Here is a 17,051-nt window from a genome sequence, read left to right as displayed (position 1 = left end):
TCTGGTGAGGTTGAGTCCATGGTAGAACCGAATCGAATATCTATATAACGGGTAATATCTCTAACTGTTATCTGTTTTACCAATAAGCAGTCAGACACTGCCCTCACTCTCGATCACCAGAATCCGCGCCGCGCCTTGTGGATGGGCGACATGCTCGGTGCCGACGCTCGCATAGAAGATGTCGCCGACATCAAGCTGCACCTGTTTTTCTTCGCCCTGCTCGCGATAATGCATCAGCACTTGACCATCCAGCACCACAAACACTTCCTCGCCGTCGTTGATGTGCCATTTGTACGGCTGATCCGTCCAGTGCAGGCGCGTGGTGATGCCGTTCATGTTGGCGATGTCCAGCGCACCCCAGGCGCGCTCGGCGGTGAAGGTCTTGCTGCGAATAATCTTCATGAGTCGATCCGTGAAAAGAAGGCTGGCCAAGGCTAACCGAAACAGCTGCGATTATGGAGCGCTGCACACTTTGGCCGGCGCAGGACGCAGGCTGAGCAACAACGCGCCGACGGCCAGCACGATCAAAATCGCTCCGTAACCATCAGTGGTTGCCAACAAACCGTAGCTGCGCGACAAGTGCCCGGCGAGCAACGCCGGCAGGCAGAACGCCAGATAACTGAGCACGTAATACGCCGCCATCAACCCCGCCCGCTCGTGAGGCAAAGCCAGCGGCACGAGGCTGCGCACGGCGCCGAGAAATCCCGAACCAAAGCCGCAACCGGCCACCAGCGTACCGAGGAAAAACAGCGGCAGACTGGCGCTATGCACCCCCAGCAGAATCAGCACAAGACCGATAGGCAACAGGCTCGCGCCTAACTGCAATGCCCTTGTCGCGGGACGATTGCGCAGCGTGAAAATCATCAATGCTCCGGTCACCGTCAAGGCTGCCACGGTTGCGCCGCCGATCAGATTGGAAGTCGAACCGGTGGCGGTGCGCACCAGCGATGGCGCGAGGGAGGCATAGAAACCACCGAGCGCCCAGGTTGCGGTGTTCAGCGGCAACACTCGCCACAGCGTAGATCGGGCCTGCACCGGCACATGCAAAGTCGGCCGCAACGATGCCCACGCTCCGGCTTGCGGCGTAACGCTTTCCGGCAAGCGCCATACATAAATGCCCTGCAATACAAACAGTGCGAGCAGCAGCCAATAGGTCAGCCGCAACGGTGCTGGCGCAAATTCGGCCAACAAACCGCAACCCATGCCGCCCAATGCCATGCCGAGCAACGGCGCCACACTGTTGATCAACGGCCCTTGCTGACGATCAGTGTCGAGCAACGTCGCGCTTAAAACAGCGGTGGCCATGCCGGTAGCAAACCCTTGCAGAACACGCGCGCTGATCAGCCACGCCACGCTGTCGGCGTAGATAAACAGCAGCATCGCCAACGCGTTGAGCAGCACGGCGGTGAAGATCACCGGCTTGCGTCCGAGGTGATCGGACAGCGAGCCGACGGTTAATAGCGCCGCCAACAGGCTGAGGGCGTAGACACCGAAGATCAGCGTCAGCACCGCAGCCGAGAAGTGCAGTTGATCCTGATACAGGTGATACAAAGGCGTCGGCGCTGTGGATGCAGCGAGAAAACCGAGTAAGGTGATCGCCAGAAACCACAGGCCGGATCGGTTGGAAGCAAGGCTGGTCATGTGCACACTCCGCAAAAGCTAATTTTTTGCTTTTGCGGAGTGTGCTACCGCCTCGCGCTTAAAGCAAATTCTTTGTGTTAAGGTCTGCGCCATGGCTATTAAAGAAGGTTTACGCCCCGGCGGCCGCAGTGCCCGGGTGCAAGATGCAATTCATTCGGCAGTCCGCGCGCTTTTGCAGGAACAGGAGCGCTCGAGCGTGACCGTCCCGCAAATCGCCGCGCGTGCAGGGGTGACGCCGTCGACGATTTATCGGCGTTGGGGTGATCTTTCGGCGTTATTGGCCGACGTCGCCCTCGCCCGCATGCGACCGGACAGCGAGCCGGCGCAAACCGGCAGTTTGCGCAGCGATATTCGTGCGTGGGCCGAGCAATATCTCGATGAAATGAGCTCGGAGCCTGGGCGCAACATGATGCGCGACGTGCAGGCCAGTGCTACGCCGGGGTATTGCGTGACGATCATTGGTGCGCAGTTGCAGACGATCATTGAGCGGCATCCTGATGAGACGGCGCCGAGTGTCGATCGGTTGATCAATCTGGTGGTCGCGCCGGTGGTGTTTCGGATTCTGTTTTCGGCGGCGGCACTGGAAGTGGAAGAATTGCACAGGTTGATTGATATCGCGTTGCAGCAGGACTGACGCCATCGCTGGCAAGCCAGCTCCCACAATGATCTCCAGTGAACCCAAATTTTGTGGGCGCCGTGAATAATGTGAGAGCTGGCTTGCCAGCGATGAGGCCCGACCGGTCACCCCAGAAACCACCCGGTTCCCCTCCTGCGACACCCCGCCACGCCACGACCTTGGTCGACACTGACTAACCGCCCCGCGCATGCGAGACTGTCCGCCCGGGCAGGAGTGCCGGGGAGTCTTCTGTCGGGAGTGTTGCATGTCGTTGTCCACCGGGCTGATCGCCGCCGTCGCCCTGGCCTATATGGCCATCATGTTCGCCATCGCCTTCTACGGCGACCGGCGCAGCGCGCCGTTGCCGCCGCGCATGCGTGCCTGGGTGTACAGCCTGTCGCTGGCGGTTTACTGCACCAGCTGGACGTTCTTCGGCGCCGTTGGCCAGGCAGCGGAACAACTGTGGTCATTCCTGCCAATTTACCTCGGGCCGATCCTGCTGCTGGTGGGCGCGCCGTGGGTCCTACAGAAAATGGTGATGATCAGCAAACAGGAGAACATCACCTCCATCGCTGACTTTATCGCCGCGCGCTACGGCAAATCGCAATCGCTGGCGGTGGTCGTTGCGCTGATCTGTCTGGTCGGCGTCCTGCCCTACATCGCCCTGCAACTCAAAGGCATTGTCCTTGGCGTAAACCTGCTGATCGGCGCCGGCGCCGACGCCATGGGCACCCGTGCCCAAGACACCGCGCTGATCGTGTCACTGGTGCTGGCGCTGTTCACCATCGTCTTCGGCACGCGCAATCTCGACGCCACCGAGCATCACCGTGGCATGGTGCTGGCGATTGCCTTCGAATCACTGGTCAAACTGTTTGCCTTTCTCGCCGTCGGCGCCTTCGTGACGTTTGGCCTGTATGACGGTTTCGATGACCTGTTCAATCAGGCGATGCTCGCGCCGCGGCTTGAAGAGTACTGGAAAGAAACCATTAACTGGCCGTCGATGGTGGTGCAGACCGGCGTGGCGATGATGGCGATCATCTGCCTGCCACGACAGTTCCATGTGACGGTGGTGGAGAACATCGATCCGCAGGATCTGCGTCTGGCCAAATGGGTGTTTCCCGCCTATCTGGCGCTGGCCGCACTGTTTGTCGTGCCCATCGCGCTGGCTGGTCAGATGATGCTGCCAAGCGACGTCTTGCCCGACTCGTTCGTGATCAGCCTGCCGTTGGCCCAAGCGCATCCGGCGCTGGCGGTGCTGGCCTTTATCGGTGGCGCCTCCGCGGCGACCGGCATGGTGATTGTTGCCAGCGTGGCGTTATCGACCATGGTCTCCAACGACATGCTGTTGCCGTGGCTGCTGCGGCGCAATAACGCCGAGCGTCCGTTCGAAGTGTTCCGCCAGTGGATGCTCTCGGTGCGCCGCGTCAGCATCGTGGTGATTCTGTTACTGGCGTACGTCAGCTATCGCTTGCTCGGCTCGACCGCTAGCCTGGCGACCATCGGCCAGATTGCCTTTGCGGCGGTGACCCAACTGGCACCGGCCATGCTCGGCGCCTTGTACTGGAAACAGGCCAACCGCCGTGGTGTTTTCGCCGGTTTGGCTGCGGGCACTTTCCTCTGGTTCTACACGCTGATCCTACCGATTGCCGCGCACAGTCTCGGTTGGTCGCTGAGCAGTTTTCCGGGGCTGGCGTGGCTGCACAGCAATCCGCTGAACCTGCCGATTACCCCACTGACCCAAGGTGTGGTGCTGTCGCTGGCCGGTAATTTCACACTGTTCGCCTGGGTCTCGGTGCTGTCGCGCACGCGGGTGTCGGAACACTGGCAGGCCGGGCGTTTTATCGGTCAGGAAATCAGTGCACGGCCGAGCGCGCGCTCGATGCTTGCGGTGCAGATCGACGATTTGCTGCAACTGGCCGCGCGCTTTGTCGGTGAGGAACGTGCGCGCCAGAGCTTTATCCGTTTCGCTTATCGTCAGGGCAAGGGCTTTAACCCGAACCAGAATGCCGACGGCGAATGGATCGCCCACACCGAGCGTTTGTTGGCCGGTGTGCTCGGCGCATCTTCGACGCGTGCTGTAGTAAAAGCCGCCATCGAAGGTCGGGAAATGCAACTGGAGGATGTAGTCCGAATCGCTGACGAAGCTTCGGAAGTGCTGCAGTTCAACCGCGCCCTTTTGCAAGGCGCTATCGAGAACATCACCCAGGGCATCAGCGTGGTCGACCAGTCGCTGAAACTGGTGGCCTGGAACCGTCGCTATCTGGAACTGTTCAACTACCCGGACGGTTTGATCAGCGTCGGCCGGCCGATTGCCGACATCATTCGCTACAACGCCGAGCGCGGCTTGTGCGGGCCCGGCGAAGCCGAAGTCCACGTCGCCCGCCGTTTGCACTGGATGCGCCAGGGCCGCGCGCACACCTCTGAACGGCTGTTCCCCAATGGCCGGGTGATCGAGTTGATCGGCAATCCGATGCCCGGCGGCGGCTTCGTCATGAGTTTCACCGACATCACCGCGTTCCGCGAAGCCGAACAAGCGCTGACCGAGGCCAACGAAGGCCTGGAACAACGGGTCAGCGAGCGCACTCAGGAGTTGTCGCAACTCAACGTCGCCCTGACCGAAGCCAAGGGCACCGCCGAAGCTGCCAACCAGTCGAAAACCCGTTTCCTCGCGGCGGTCAGCCATGACTTGATGCAACCGCTGAACGCCGCGCGCCTGTTCTCCGCTGCCCTCTCGCATCAGGACGACGGCCTGAGCAGCGAAGCGCAGAAACTGGTGCAACACCTCGACAGTTCGCTGCGCTCGGCCGAGGATCTGATCAGCGATCTGCTGGACATTTCCCGCCTGGAAAACGGCAAGATCAACCCGGATCGCAAGGCGTTTGCGGTCAATGAACTGTTTGACACACTCGGCGCGGAATTCAAGGCACTGGCGCAGGAACAGGGTTTGACCTTCCGTGTGCGCGGCAGCCATCTGCGCATCGACAGCGACATCAAATTGCTCCGGCGCATTTTGCAGAACTTCCTGACTAACGCTTTTCGCTACGCCAAAGGCCCGGTGCTGTTGGGCGTGCGGCGACGCGGCGGCGAATTGTGTCTGGAGGTGTGGGATCGCGGGCCGGGTATTCCAGAAGACAAACAACAGGTGATTTTCGAGGAGTTCAAGCGCCTCGACAGTCATCAGACCCGTGCTGAAAAAGGCCTTGGCCTGGGTTTAGCGATTGCCGATGGTCTGTGTCGCGTGCTGGGTCATACGCTGCGCGTGCGCTCATGGCCCGGGCGCGGCAGCGTGTTCAGCGTCAGCGTACCGTTGGCCCGCTCGCAGGCTCAGCCGGCAAGTGCTGCCGCCGAAATAAATGGCAAGTTGCCAAGCGGCGCGCGGGTGCTGTGCATCGACAATGAAGACAGCATTCTGATCGGCATGAACAGCCTGCTCAGTCGCTGGGGTTGTCAGGTATGGACAGCGCGCAATCGCGAAGAATGTGCAGCGCTGTTAAGTGACGGCGTGCGACCGCAACTGGCGTTGGTCGACTATCACCTCGACCACGGCGATACCGGGACTGAGCTGATGGCGTGGTTGCGTACAAGCCTGGGCGAGCCGGTGCCAGGGGTGGTGATCAGTGCTGACGGGCGACCGGAGATGGTTGCGCAGGTGCATGCGGCGGGGCTGGATTATCTGCCGAAACCGGTGAAGCCGGCGGCGTTGCGGGCGTTGTTGAGTCGGTATTTGCCGTTGTAGGTGGTGACGTCACTGGCGCCTTCGCGAGCAAGCTCGCTCCCACAGTTTGAAATGCATTCCAATGTGGGAGCGAGCTTGCTCCGGGCGGCGATCCGACGAAGCTTTTCGGGTTATTCCGGCAGCTCGACCAACCCATCGACATCGGTCATCGCCCGCTCCAGCAAGTCCGCTGGCAAACTCTTGCTCGCCCGAGCACCGAGCAACTTGAGCTGTTCACTGCGACTGACCAGATTACCGCGCCCCTCTGTCAGCTTGTTACGCGCTGAGCTGTAGGCTTTATCCAGTTGCTGCAGGCGATTGCCGACCTCGTCCAGATCCTGAATGAACAGCACGAACTTGTCGTACAGCCAGCCAGCGCGCTCGGCGATTTCCCGGGCGTTCTGGCTTTGGCGTTCCTGCTTCCACAGGCTGTCGATCACGCGCAAAGTCGCCAGCAACGTGGTCGGGCTGACGATGACGATATTGCGGTCGAAGGCGTCCTGAAACAGTGATGGCTCAGCCTGCAATGCCGCCGAAAACGCCGCTTCGATCGGCACAAACAGCAAAACGAAATCGAGGCTGTGCAGGCCTTCCAGGCGCTTGTAATCCTTGCCGGCCAGGCCTTTGACGTGATTGCGCAATGACAGCACATGCTGCTTGATCGCGATCTGTCCGAGGGTGTCGTCGTCGGCAGCCACGTATTGCTGATAGGCGGTGAGACTCACCTTGGAGTCCACCACCACTTGCTTGTCGCCCGGCAGGTAAATGATCACGTCAGGCTGGAAGCGCTCGCCGTCCGGGCCTTTGAGGTTGACCTGCGTCTGGTACTCGCGGCCCTTCTCCAGACCGGCATGCTCAAGCACTCGCTCGAGAATCAGCTCGCCCCAGTTGCCTTGGGTTTTCTGGCCTTTGAGGGCTCGGGTCAGGTTAGTGGCTTCGTCGCTCAGACGCAGATTGAGCGCCTGCAAGCGCTCCAGCTCCTTGGCCAGCGAGAAACGCTCACGGGCCTCGGCCTGATAACTTTCTTCGACACGTTTTTCGAAGGACTGAATACGTTCCTTGAGCGGGTCGAGCAACTGCCCAAGACGTTGCTGACTGGTCTCGGCAAAGCGCTGCTCGCGCTCATCGAAGATCTTCCCGGCGAGTTCGGCAAACTGCGCACGCAGTTCATCGCGCGAGCCTTGCAGGTCGTTGAGGCGCTGCTGATGGCTTTCCTGTTGCTCGCGTAACTCCGCGTTCAGCGAGGCCGCCTGAGCATCGAGGCGGCGCAGTTCGGCTTCTTTGTTTGCGCGTTCGAGGTTCCAGGCGTGGGAGGCATCGCGGGCGTCGTCGCGCTCGATTTGCAGCAACTCGACTTCGCGGCGCAGGGCGGCAAGATCAGCCTGCTTCGCGGCATTGGCCTGACCGAGGTCGGCGATTTCGTCGCGGCTGGCATCAAGCTGCGCGTTGAGCCCGTCCTGCGCCAGTTGGGCCATGGCCAGCCGCTCTTCGAGCAGGGCGACCTCGGCCTGGTTGTTGCTCGCCCGGCGTTGCAGTTGCCAGGCCAGCGCCAGCAGTGGCAATCCCGCCCCTGCAAGCCCCAGCAATACGCTGGTCAAGTCCATCGCCATAGCCACTCCCGCCGATCTTATAAAGCCTGAAGGTTAACCAAGGTGTCAGGTCTTGGACAGCTCAGTCTTCGAGCAGACCGAGTTCCCGCTGCGCACGACGATCGCCGGCACGGGCGGCCTGGCGCAGCAGATCCTGACCGATGCGACGATCCCGTGCGTTACCGCACTCGCGGCACATCAATTGGCCGAGACGGCTTTGTGCAGCCACGACGCCATCACGCGCCGGCTGTTTGAGCAGGCGCCCAGCGAGGTGCTTGGCATTATGACTGTCGCTCAGGCGCGGGCTGTCGAGCAACCACTCGGCGACGCGAACGGTAAATCGCTTGGGCGGGGTAACAGGAGAAGGTTGTGAGGTAACAGAGTCTGATACTGAGCGAAACTTCATAAAGCACTGTGGGACGAATCGGAAGGCGCGCCACTCTACTCTCTTTTTCTTACAGGTAAAGTCGAAAAACAACCCGGCACGCCCGTCCTAGAGCAAGCGCTCGGGACAATCCACAGAAGCTGTGGATAACTCAGTGGACAACCGTCCTCCAACCCTCGCAAAGCCTTATGGAATGGGGCCCGCAGTCAAACTGACGATTTTTTCACCAACAAAAAAAAGCGATGTTTTTCATTGACTTAAACTTTCGATGCAGGCAGCCATCGGGGTCAGGATTGATATGACAGTGCCGTTACAGCTTGCGCAACTAATGTGCACAAGTACCTGTTACCTGGTTATATCGATGCGCGTTTTCGGGTCATTTTGGTAACCGGTCTGGGGATAAACCGGTCTGGCGCGGGGCTTGATAAGCAAATCCTCACCGACCGACGGTCGAACAATGCGCCAATTGTGGGCAATTGAGCAAACAGGCCAAGCAGACTCAATCTCTGACTGCAATCTTTTTCTACACGAAGTTTGCTTTAGCCATTTCGATCCGTTACTATCCGCGGCGTTAGTACCAAGCTGAAAGTCAATTCCGGTCGAACACATCCCCACGGTCAGCCTTCTACCAAGAAGCCCTACCGAAAAAAGCGGGAACGACCCCTCGATGGTTTCCAGGTAAACCTTGCGACGACACTGCCTTCGAATGATGCGAAGGGTGTTGCGAAGACCACTTACTCTGACCGAACCAACCTGCAAATTGATCAGGATCTTCACCCCGGGCCCAGAACCTTTGCCCTCGTTGTGATGCCTGCCCTCCTAAGTACCTACCTGCCAGCCCAAGCGCGCCAAATTATCAGCGCTTCAAACTGGCTGCTTTGTTCCAGTCGGGTTCTTCGTTCGACCAATGGTGGTCGACGTTACTGGAACGTTTTAACGTTGCACGGTTCTTATCCGTGTCATTTGTAGGAACACCTAATAACTATGTCTACTCAAATCCATACTCAGGATGCCATTCGCACCCTAACCAACGCTTTTGCACCAATGAACTGCCTGATCATGGCCGCTCGCAAAGGCTGCTTCAGCTTCACACTGGTCAACGAACACGGTATCGCCCGCCACAGCGAGCGTCTGTACCCCGATCAGTACTCCAGCGCCGAACCGCTGCAGGCCGTGATCGACCGTACCCGTCAGGCATTGATTGCCTGAGAGCCGAAAAGGCTGCAAAAGCAAAAGCCCCGCACCAAATGCGGGGCTTTTTATTGCCTGATGTTTCACTTTTAGCCGTTGGCGCTTAAGTACCAACGGATATAACGGTTATAACTCGAAGCCGGAAATATTTTAAAAACAGGCCTTTACGTCGCGAATATGACACTACACTTCAACTCAAGCGGCGTGATCTGCTTGCGGCGAGCCTGAACCGATCCACAGCTGCCAAGCACCCCTTCAGGACTCGCCATTCATAACAAGATCCGAGGGTTTTATGGGTATCGCTGCCAGCGAACTGTGCCGCTACGTGATCCGTCCTACGCTGATCTACTTGGGACGCCACAGCGCGACTGCCGAATCTCTGCTGCTGGGCATCGCCGCCAGTCAGTCAGCCCTGGGTTCCGCCCTGCATGACCGCCGTGGCCATGGCCTCTACCGTATCGCCGAGCATCGCCATCAAGCCCTTTGGGATGATTACCTGGCACTCGATCCGGAACGTGCCAGCCTGGTCCGCGGCCTTGCCAGTCAGCATGCTTTCCTGACTGGTCCGCACCTGGAACTGACGGTCAATCTGCGTTACGCCACGGCAATTGCGTGGCTGCTGGTAGAAGAACAAAACCCCACCCTCCCCGATTGCAACGATTTGCTGGGAATGGCGCGCATCTGGCGTCAGACCTTTCAACCTCAAGGTCGCCTGCGCGACTTCACTTACGCCTGGCACACCTGTGTTTCAACGGTGAATCAGGTCGCGTGCTGACCCACTGGTTTCAGAAGATCTGCCAACAGGTCGCGATTCTGGTCGGATTGTCCTACAAAACCGCTCTAACTCAAGGCATACGGACTATAGCGCTGGGACGAAAATGTTGGTAATTTTCGCCCCGGTGATCACCAGGAGTTCTAATAATGAAAAAAGTCATGCTCAAAACCACCCTTAGCCTCGCCGTTACCATGGCATCCACCCAGATCTTCGCAGCTGGCTTTGCCATCAACGAACACAGTATCAGCGGGATGGGCACTGGTTACGCTGGGCGATCTTCTTCTGCCGACGACGCAAGCACTGTTTATGGCAACCCTGCCGGCATGTCGCGCCTCAAGCGCGAACAAGTCACTGGCGGTGTTGCATTCCTCGATGCAAAAACCGATATCAGCGATGCCAGCTCCAGCCCTAACGGCGGCAGCAACAAAGGCGACATGGTGCCCTTCACCTCCGTACCTATGGGCTTCTACGTCAAACCAATCGATGATCATTGGGCATTCGGCCTCGGCGTCTACGTGCCGTTCGGCCTGATTACCGACTACGAAAAAGGTTTTGCCGGCCGTTACTTCGGTAGCAAGTCCGAAGTACAAGTGATCACCTTCCAGCCAACCGTCAGTTACGCCTTCAACGACAAGGTGTCGATCGGTTTTGGTCCGACCATCAACCGCATCGACGGTACGCTGGAATCCAACCTGTCGATCACTCAGGCCGCGCCGGATGGCAAGGTCAAGATCAAGGGTGACGACACCGCGCTGGGCTACAACATCGGTGTGCTGGTACAAGCCACTGACACCACACGCCTGGGTCTGACTTACCACTCGAAAGTCGACTACAAGCTCGAAGGCAACACCAAGGTCAACTACGGTGTGCTCGGTGCCATCGGTCTGGGCGCCAACCAGAAGTACGACGCTTCGCTGAAGATCACCACGCCTGAATCCATCGACTTCTCGGTCACCCAGGCGATCAACGATCGCTGGAACGTGTATGCCGGTTCGACCTGGACCCGCTGGAGCCAGCTGGAAAAAATCACCGTCAAGAACTCTGGTGTGCAGCCTTTGCTGGCCGGTCAGTTCGGTGAAATCACCGAAGACCAGAACTGGCACGACTCCTGGGCTTACGCCGTGGGTACTTCGTATCAGTTGAACAAGGAATGGGTACTGCGTACCGGTCTGACCTTCGACCAGTCGCCGACCAACAACGTCGACCGCTCGCCACGTATTCCTACCGGCGACCGGACCATCTTCAGCATCGGTGCCGGCTGGAGCCCGACCGAAGACCTGACCATCGACGTCGCTTACTCGTACCTGAAAGAAGAGTCGGTGAAGATCCGCAACGAAAACGATCGCGGCCAGACCTACGACGCCAAGTATGAAAACTCGGCAAACGGTTTCGGTGTCGGCGCGACCTACCGCTTCTGATGCTGCATGGCGAGGCAAACCCCTCGCCCACAAAAAGCCCCGCTCTCTTTACAGAGGCGGGGCTTTTTTGTGCCTGAAATTTGTGCGACCTGTAGGAGCTGTCGAGTGCAACGAGGCTGCGATCTTTTGATCTTGTTTTTTCAAATCAAAAGATCGCAGCGTGCCGCAGCTCCTACAAAATCATCGCCGGCCTACGGATTCAAGGCTTCAGCGGTTTCGAGGCAATAGCCTTTTCAATCGCAGCGATAAACTCCGGATCATCCGGCTTGGTCAGGCTGGAGAAATTGGCGATGACCTTGCCCTGGCGATCAACCACATACTTGTAGAAATTCCACTTCGGCGCGCTGCTCTGCGCGGCCAGCACCTGGAACAGATGCGTCGCGTCATCGCCACGGACTTTCTGCGGCTCGGTCATGGCGAACGTCACGCCGTAATTGGCGTAACAGACCTTGGCGGTTTCGGCGCTGTCCTTGGACTCTTGCTTGAAGTCATTGGAAGGCACTCCGAGCATTTCCAGCCCTTGCCCTTCGTAGCGCTTATGCAGCGCCTCAAGGCCCTCGAACTGAGGGGCAAAACCGCAAAAGCTTGCGGTGTTGACCACCACCAACGGTTTATCGGCGTACTGTTTGCACAGATCGATGGATTCCTTGGCTCGCAACTTGGGCAGCGAGCCTTGCAGCAATTCGGGACAGTCGGCGGCCTGGGCCAAACCAGTCAACGCCATCAGCAACGCGGGAACAGCACACCAGCGCATCAGCATGTCGAGCATCCTTGAGCAGTCGTTCAGAATTCGACGTTACTCGTCATGCCCGCTTCTAGCAAATGCTCATGCCCAACTGCATCAAGGCCAGGCCGCCCTGCTGCCAGCCCCACCACACCAGCGCCAGCAAGGCGGCGCCGCCGAGTGCGGTGATGGCCAATCGTGGCCAGAATCGGCTCATGCGGCGCCCGCTGCGGCCTGCAGACGCGCGACCGGGCGCTCGCGCACCGGCCAGTTCAACGCCGCCGCCAGCAGACTCAAAAGAACAGCCACTTGCCAGATCAAGTCGTAACTCCCGGTTCGGTCATACACCACCCCGCCCAGCCAGCCACCAAGGAACGATCCCAACTGATGGAAGAGGAACACGATGCCACCGAGCATGGACAGGTTTCGCACCCCGAACAAGGTCGCCACCGTACCGTTGGTCAACGGCACCGTCGACAGCCACAGGAACCCCATGGCCATGCCGAACAGGTACGCCGAGGTAGTCGTCACCGGCAGCCACAGGAACAGCACGATCACCACTGCGCGTAGCAGATACAACGCGGTCAGCAAGCGTGGCTTGGACATTCGCCCGCCGAGCCAGCCGGCGGTGTAGGTGCCGAAGATATTGAACAGCCCGATCAACGCCAGCACCGTAGTGCCAACACTGGCGGGAAGATGCTGATCGACCAGATAGGCCGGCAAGTGAACGCCGATAAACACCACTTGAAAACCGCAAACGAAAAAGCCGAACGCCAACAACCAGAAGCCGGAATGCGAGCAAGCTTCGCGCAGGGCTTCGGACAGGGTTTGTTCATGGCCAAGCAACGGTAACGGCTTGTCTTTGAGCATGCTCACCAGCGGCACGATCAGCGCCACCAGCAAGCCCAACACCAGCAACGCCGCCGACCAGCCAAGCCAGCCGATCAGGCCGAGAGTGCCCGGCAACATGGCGAACTGACCGAACGAACCGGCGGCGCTGGCAATGCCCATGCCCATGCTGCGTTTCTCTGGCGGCACCGCACGCCCGACGACGCCAAGGATCACCGAGAACGAAGTACCGGAAAGTCCGATACCGATCAGCAGACCAGCGCTCAGCGACAGCGTCACCGCCGAATCAGACAGGCCCATACACACCAGACCCACCGCGTAGAGCACCCCACCGACGAGTACTACTTTTGCCGCGCCGAAGCGGTCAGCCAATGCGCCGGTAAACGGCTGCGCCAGGCCCCAGATCAGGTTCTGCAAGGCAATGGCAAAGGCGAACACCTCACGTCCCCAGCCGAACTGCGCACTCATCGGTGACAGGAACAAGCCGAAACCGTGCCGCACACCCAATGACAATGCCAAAATCAGCGCACTTCCGACCAACACCCAACCGCACGTACGCCACATCGATGTCATTGTTATTCTCCGCTTGCGGGTATATACCCGCTTGAGTTTGGAAAAAACCGGCCTCAGGCCAGTTCATCCAGCAATCTGAGCAAGGTTTCACGCTTCTCGGCACCCAGTCGGTCAATCAACCGCTGCTGCGCCGCTTCCCAGGCTGGCAGTGCTGCTGCCAGGCGTTGCACGCCAGTCTCGGTAAGCTTGACGATGCGGTTACGCATGTCCTCGCCCTCGGCCAGCGCCACCAGCCCCTCACCTTCCAGCACCCGCAAGTTGCGCCCGAGGGTGCTGCGGTCCAGGCCCATGGCTTCGGCCAGTTCAGAAATGCTCGGTTGATCCAGACGCTGCAGATTGCACAGCAAAGAATACTGGGCAACGTTGATCCCGAAGCCGTCGAGAGCGCCGTCGTAATGCCTGCTGACGCCACGAGCGGCACGACGCAGGTTAGTGCACAAACACTGAGAAGGAAGCATGATGCGTGTATATACCCGCGACTGTGTTAAATCAAGTTACAGATGGGTTTACCCATAACATTTGTGGCGCCTGATACACCGCCATCGCTGGCAAGCCAGCTCCCACAGGGTTCAATAACGCCCAAAAAATCTACGATCCACTGCAAAACCTGTGGGAGCTGGCTTGCCAGCGATAGGGCCAGCATCCAGCGACAATCTCTCAGACCAAAACCAATCCAACCAGCACCACCATCTCCAGCAATTCCAGCAACGCCCCCGCCGTATCGCCCGTCGTCCCGCCCAACCGCCGCATCATCACCTGCCGCAACCAGACAAACACACCGACAGCGATCACCAGCGCAACGACGGCACTGAACCCGGCAATCAGCAAGCAGACCAATGCACTGACGCCCAAGACCCACCATCCAGCCTTGCGCGGCAAATGATCCGCCAACGCCTGCCCCAACCCACCAGCCCGCACATACGGCGTGGTCAGAAACAACCCGAGCAACGCCGCCCGCCCGAGCAATGGCACGATGATCAACGCCAGCCCATGTCCCTGCTCGATCAACGCCAACAACGCAGCAAACTTGAGCAACAACACCAACACCAGCGTGACCACCGCAATCGGCCCACTGCGCGGGTCCTTCATGATCGTCAGCGTACGCTCGCGATCACCAAAACCGCCGAGCCAGGCATCGGCGCTGTCGGCAAGACCATCCAGGTGAAGTGCGCCGCTGAGCAACACCCACACCGTCAGCAACAGCGCCGCATGCAGCAACAACGGCGCGCCCGCCAACGCCAGATTCAACGCCCACAGGATCAAGCCAAACAGCAGCCCCACCAACGGATAAAACAGCAGTGACCGCCCCAGCTGTTCCGGCTCGGGCATCCCCGGCAAACGAATCGGCAGGCTGCTGAGAAATTGCAGGGCGATCCACAGCGGCAACATGTCAGTGACCTTCCTTGAGTGAACCATCCGCATCGACCGTCAGTGCAAACAGCGCGCCGTGAGCGACCTCGACATTGAGCAACTGCTCGCGTGGCAAGCCGCGTGCTTGCGCCAGCAACAAACGCATCACGCCGCCATGACTGATCAGCAACACCCGCTCACCGGCGTAAGCACTGTGCAGGCGCGCAACGGCCGCCAGCACTCGAGAAGAAAACTCGCTGAGCGGTTCACCCTGCGGCGGCGTAAACGAATACGGATCGGCCCAGAACAACCCCAGCGCTTCAGCATCGGTCTCCATCAACGCTGCCGCGCTCTGCCCTTCCCACGCACCGAAATGCAGTTCCTGCAGATCCTTATCCAGATGCACTGACAGGCTCAGTTGCTCACCCAGCTCTGCGGCAAACCGCGCGCAACGTTGCAACGGCGAGCTGACGATCCGATCCCACGGCCCGCCCTCGACCACTGCCGCACGCATCTGCGCCCAGCCGTTTTCGGTCAGCGCATCATCGAGGCTGCCACGCAAGCCACCGCCCAATTCAGTTTCGCCATGGCGCAGCAAATCCAGGCGCAGGGTCATGCCGGACGATCCGCCACCGCTGCTTCGGCGAATGTCGCCATCTGCCCGTGCAGATCACAGGCCAGACGCAACAACGGCACCGCCAACGCGGCGCCACTGCCCTCGCCCAGACGCAGGCCAAGCTCCAACAACGGCTCGGCATTCAGGGTTTCCAGCACATGGCGATGCCCCGGCTCGGCACCACGGTGACCGAACAACAGCCACTCGCGACATGCCGGATTCAAACGCACCGCAACCAGCGCCGCGACTGTGCAGATAAAGCCGTCGACCAGCACCGCAACGCCTTCTTGCGCCGCTGCCAGATACGCACCGACCAGCGCGGCGATTTCAAAACCACCCAGATTGAACAGGGTCTGCAACACATCGCCACGCTGTGCGGCGTGCAATGCCAGCGCGCGTTCGATCACTTGCGCTTTATGGCTGACACCTTCGGCATTCAGCCCGGTGCCGGGGCCGGTCAGATGCGCCACCGGGCAATCGAGCAAGGCGCAGGCCAGCGCACTGGCGGCCGTGGTGTTGCCAATGCCCATTTCGCCACCGATGAACAACTGCGCGCCCGCCGCTTTCGCTCGCAACAGACTGTCGCGACCGCCCTGCAACGCCAGTTCGCCCTGGGCCTGAGACATTGCCGCACCCTGAGCAAAGTTCGCCGTGCCCGCGCCGATATTCAAGTGGCGCACACCGGGCAGGTTCAGCGAGGGATTTACTGTGCCCAGATCGACCACTTCCAGTTGTGCACCGAGCTGCCGCGCCAGCACGCTGATCGCCGCACCGCCGCTGACGAAGTTGAGCAGCATCTGCCCGGTGACTTCCTGCGGGAAAGCCGAAACACCTTCCGCGACCACACCGTGATCACCGGCAAAAATTGCGATCCAGACTTGCGAGAGCGTCGGTTTGACCTGGCCTTGCAGGCCGGCCAGTTGCACCGCGACCGATTCCAGACGCCCCAGCGAACCGGCCGGCTTGGTCAGTTGCTGCTGCCGCGCCGCCGCTTGTTCAACGACGTTGAGATCGACCGGTTTGCACGGGTTCAGCCACCAGGTTTGAGTCATAACGCAGGTCCTTTCAGAGTCAGGGGCAGGCCGGCGACGGTCAGGACAACACGCTGACAGCGCTCGGCCAGAGCTTGATGCAGCCAACCGGCTTCATCGACGTAGCGGCGAGTCAATTCGCCCAGCGGCACGACACCCATTCCGGTCTCGTTGCTGACAAAAATGATTTCTCCCGGCAGCAAGGCCAGGCATTCGAGCAAGGCTTCGCGCTCGGCGGCGAGACGCTCGGCGTCATCGAGCATCAGCAGATTGGTCAGCCACAGGGTCAGGCAATCAACCAGCAGGCAACACTCGGCGCTGGCACTTTCGCGCAGGACGCGGGCAAGTTCCAAGGGTTCTTCGATGAGTGCCCAGTCCGCGGGACGGCGGGCGCGGTGGTGGGCGACGCGGTCGTTCATCTCGCCATCGAGGGGCTGGCTGGTGGCGATGTAGGTCACGGCCAGGCCGCTATCGCTGGCGAGCTTTTCGGCCAGACGACTTTTGCCGGAGCGGGCGCCGCCGAGGATCAGTTGGAGCATGGGTTTATCCACAGAGTTATGTGTTGAGGCAATTGGCCC

At 59.7% G+C, this 17,051-nt stretch carries 17 protein-coding genes; 5 read left to right on the top strand and 12 right to left on the bottom strand.

Annotated features, from left to right (window positions below; all coding sequences use genetic code 11):
• Nucleotides 1-90 precede the first annotated feature (90 nt).
• Together RMV17_RS08555 and RMV17_RS08550 are read right to left on the bottom strand one after the other, a co-directional pair.
• Entirely contained in the window at nucleotides 91-402 is a 312-nt protein-coding gene (locus tag RMV17_RS08555; RefSeq protein WP_108227172.1) for a cupin domain-containing protein, read from the bottom strand.
• A gap of 51 nt (nucleotides 403-453) precedes the next feature.
• Nucleotides 454-1,641 (bottom strand): MFS transporter, encoded by a 1,188-nt coding sequence (locus RMV17_RS08550; RefSeq protein WP_311886255.1) that lies wholly within the window; start codon nucleotides 1,639-1,641, stop codon nucleotides 454-456.
• A 91-nt stretch (nucleotides 1,642-1,732) separates the two neighbouring features.
• Here RMV17_RS08550 and RMV17_RS08545 point away from each other — a divergent pair, with 91 nt between their 5' ends.
• Together RMV17_RS08545 and RMV17_RS08540 are read left to right on the top strand one after the other, a co-directional pair.
• Nucleotides 1,733-2,275: a TetR/AcrR family transcriptional regulator gene (locus RMV17_RS08545; protein ID WP_311886254.1), complete on the top strand. Its 543-nt coding sequence runs from the start codon at nucleotides 1,733-1,735 to the stop codon at nucleotides 2,273-2,275.
• Nucleotides 2,276-2,522: 247 nt separating this feature from the next.
• Entirely contained in the window at nucleotides 2,523-5,993 is a 3,471-nt protein-coding gene (locus RMV17_RS08540) for a PAS domain-containing hybrid sensor histidine kinase/response regulator (RefSeq protein WP_108227175.1), read from the top strand.
• Between the two features lie 110 nt (nucleotides 5,994-6,103).
• Here the strand turns inward: RMV17_RS08540 and rmuC are convergent, their stop codons facing one another.
• Together rmuC and RMV17_RS08530 are read right to left on the bottom strand one after the other, a co-directional pair.
• Entirely contained in the window at nucleotides 6,104-7,468 is a 1,365-nt protein-coding gene (gene rmuC, locus RMV17_RS08535) for a DNA recombination protein RmuC (RefSeq protein WP_162483043.1), read from the bottom strand.
• Nucleotides 7,469-7,643: 175 nt separating this feature from the next.
• Entirely contained in the window at nucleotides 7,644-7,967 is a 324-nt protein-coding gene (locus tag RMV17_RS08530; RefSeq protein WP_108227177.1) for a sel1 repeat family protein, read from the bottom strand.
• A 963-nt stretch (nucleotides 7,968-8,930) separates the two neighbouring features.
• Here RMV17_RS08530 and RMV17_RS08525 point away from each other — a divergent pair.
• The 3 genes from RMV17_RS08525 to RMV17_RS08515 all read left to right on the top strand — a co-directional run bounded on the left by RMV17_RS08525 (nucleotide 8,931) and on the right by RMV17_RS08515 (nucleotide 11,330).
• Nucleotides 8,931-9,155, top strand: a complete 225-nt coding sequence (locus RMV17_RS08525) for a hypothetical protein (RefSeq protein ID WP_034156218.1) — start codon at nucleotides 8,931-8,933, stop codon at nucleotides 9,153-9,155.
• 274 nt (nucleotides 9,156-9,429) lie between these two features.
• Nucleotides 9,430-9,912, top strand: a complete 483-nt coding sequence (locus RMV17_RS08520; protein WP_034156219.1) for a hypothetical protein — start codon at nucleotides 9,430-9,432, stop codon at nucleotides 9,910-9,912.
• Nucleotides 9,913-10,058: 146 nt separating this feature from the next.
• Complete coding sequence (locus RMV17_RS08515; protein ID WP_034156220.1) at nucleotides 10,059-11,330, top strand: OmpP1/FadL family transporter; 1,272 nt, start codon at nucleotides 10,059-10,061, stop codon at nucleotides 11,328-11,330.
• 199 nt (nucleotides 11,331-11,529) lie between these two features.
• Here RMV17_RS08515 and RMV17_RS08510 read toward each other — a convergent pair whose 3' ends face one another.
• The 8 genes from RMV17_RS08510 to cobU all read right to left on the bottom strand — a co-directional run bounded on the left by RMV17_RS08510 (nucleotide 11,530) and on the right by cobU (nucleotide 17,012).
• Entirely contained in the window at nucleotides 11,530-12,090 is a 561-nt protein-coding gene (locus RMV17_RS08510) for a glutathione peroxidase (RefSeq protein WP_007919788.1), read from the bottom strand.
• Nucleotides 12,091-12,145: 55 nt separating this feature from the next.
• Nucleotides 12,146-12,271: a hypothetical protein gene (locus RMV17_RS08505; RefSeq protein ID WP_311886253.1), complete on the bottom strand. Its 126-nt coding sequence runs from the start codon at nucleotides 12,269-12,271 to the stop codon at nucleotides 12,146-12,148.
• Entirely contained in the window at nucleotides 12,268-13,476 is a 1,209-nt protein-coding gene (locus tag RMV17_RS08500) for an MFS transporter (protein WP_311886252.1), read from the bottom strand. The genes RMV17_RS08505 and RMV17_RS08500 overlap by 4 nt, the downstream gene beginning before the upstream one ends.
• Nucleotides 13,477-13,529: 53 nt before the next feature.
• Nucleotides 13,530-13,934 carry a MarR family winged helix-turn-helix transcriptional regulator gene (locus tag RMV17_RS08495; RefSeq protein WP_007919794.1) on the bottom strand — a complete coding sequence of 135 codons (405 nt, stop codon included), beginning with the start codon at nucleotides 13,932-13,934 and terminating at the stop codon, nucleotides 13,530-13,532.
• A gap of 199 nt (nucleotides 13,935-14,133) precedes the next feature.
• Complete coding sequence (locus RMV17_RS08490) at nucleotides 14,134-14,865, bottom strand: adenosylcobinamide-GDP ribazoletransferase (protein ID WP_311886251.1); 732 nt, start codon at nucleotides 14,863-14,865, stop codon at nucleotides 14,134-14,136.
• Between the two features lies 1 nt (nucleotide 14,866).
• A complete protein-coding gene (gene cobC, locus RMV17_RS08485) occupies nucleotides 14,867-15,442 on the bottom strand; it encodes an alpha-ribazole phosphatase family protein (protein ID WP_108227179.1) in 576 nt (191 codons plus the stop codon).
• Complete coding sequence (cobT, locus tag RMV17_RS08480; RefSeq protein WP_311886250.1) at nucleotides 15,439-16,494, bottom strand: nicotinate-nucleotide--dimethylbenzimidazole phosphoribosyltransferase; 1,056 nt, start codon at nucleotides 16,492-16,494, stop codon at nucleotides 15,439-15,441. The genes cobC and cobT overlap by 4 nt, the downstream gene beginning before the upstream one ends.
• Complete coding sequence (cobU, locus tag RMV17_RS08475) at nucleotides 16,491-17,012, bottom strand: bifunctional adenosylcobinamide kinase/adenosylcobinamide-phosphate guanylyltransferase (protein WP_311886249.1); 522 nt, start codon at nucleotides 17,010-17,012, stop codon at nucleotides 16,491-16,493. Before cobU ends, cobT begins: the two co-directional genes overlap by 4 nt.
• Between the last annotated feature and the right edge of the window lie 39 nt (nucleotides 17,013-17,051).

Origin of the sequence: Pseudomonas sp. VD-NE ins, from assembly GCF_031882575.1 — a bacterium.
GTDB classification, from domain to species: Bacteria; Pseudomonadota; Gammaproteobacteria; order Pseudomonadales; family Pseudomonadaceae; genus Aquipseudomonas; species Aquipseudomonas fluorescens_BZ.
Note: the sequence above shows the minus strand (reverse complement) of the source record. Positions and strands in the feature narration are given on the sequence as shown.

Coding starts and splice junctions, on each gene's coding strand:
- RMV17_RS08555 (WP_108227172.1), bottom strand. CDS start 402: ATGAAGATTATTCGCAGCAAGACCTTCACCGCCGAGCGCGCCTGGGGT.
- RMV17_RS08550 (WP_311886255.1), bottom strand. CDS start 1,641: ATGACCAGCCTTGCTTCCAACCGATCCGGCCTGTGGTTTCTGGCGATC.
- RMV17_RS08545 (WP_311886254.1), top strand. CDS start 1,733: ATGGCTATTAAAGAAGGTTTACGCCCCGGCGGCCGCAGTGCCCGGGTG.
- RMV17_RS08540 (WP_108227175.1), top strand. CDS start 2,523: ATGTCGTTGTCCACCGGGCTGATCGCCGCCGTCGCCCTGGCCTATATG.
- RMV17_RS08530 (WP_108227177.1), bottom strand. CDS start 7,967: ATGAAGTTTCGCTCAGTATCAGACTCTGTTACCTCACAACCTTCTCCT.
- RMV17_RS08525 (WP_034156218.1), top strand. CDS start 8,931: ATGTCTACTCAAATCCATACTCAGGATGCCATTCGCACCCTAACCAAC.
- RMV17_RS08520 (WP_034156219.1), top strand. CDS start 9,430: ATGGGTATCGCTGCCAGCGAACTGTGCCGCTACGTGATCCGTCCTACG.
- RMV17_RS08515 (WP_034156220.1), top strand. CDS start 10,059: ATGAAAAAAGTCATGCTCAAAACCACCCTTAGCCTCGCCGTTACCATG.
- RMV17_RS08510 (WP_007919788.1), bottom strand. CDS start 12,090: ATGCTGATGCGCTGGTGTGCTGTTCCCGCGTTGCTGATGGCGTTGACT.
- RMV17_RS08505 (WP_311886253.1), bottom strand. CDS start 12,271: ATGAGCCGATTCTGGCCACGATTGGCCATCACCGCACTCGGCGGCGCC.
- RMV17_RS08500 (WP_311886252.1), bottom strand. CDS start 13,476: ATGACATCGATGTGGCGTACGTGCGGTTGGGTGTTGGTCGGAAGTGCG.
- RMV17_RS08495 (WP_007919794.1), bottom strand. CDS start 13,934: ATGCTTCCTTCTCAGTGTTTGTGCACTAACCTGCGTCGTGCCGCTCGT.
- RMV17_RS08490 (WP_311886251.1), bottom strand. CDS start 14,865: ATGTTGCCGCTGTGGATCGCCCTGCAATTTCTCAGCAGCCTGCCGATT.
- cobC (WP_108227179.1), bottom strand. CDS start 15,442: ATGACCCTGCGCCTGGATTTGCTGCGCCATGGCGAAACTGAATTGGGC.
- cobT (WP_311886250.1), bottom strand. CDS start 16,494: ATGACTCAAACCTGGTGGCTGAACCCGTGCAAACCGGTCGATCTCAAC.
- cobU (WP_311886249.1), bottom strand. CDS start 17,012: ATGCTCCAACTGATCCTCGGCGGCGCCCGCTCCGGCAAAAGTCGTCTG.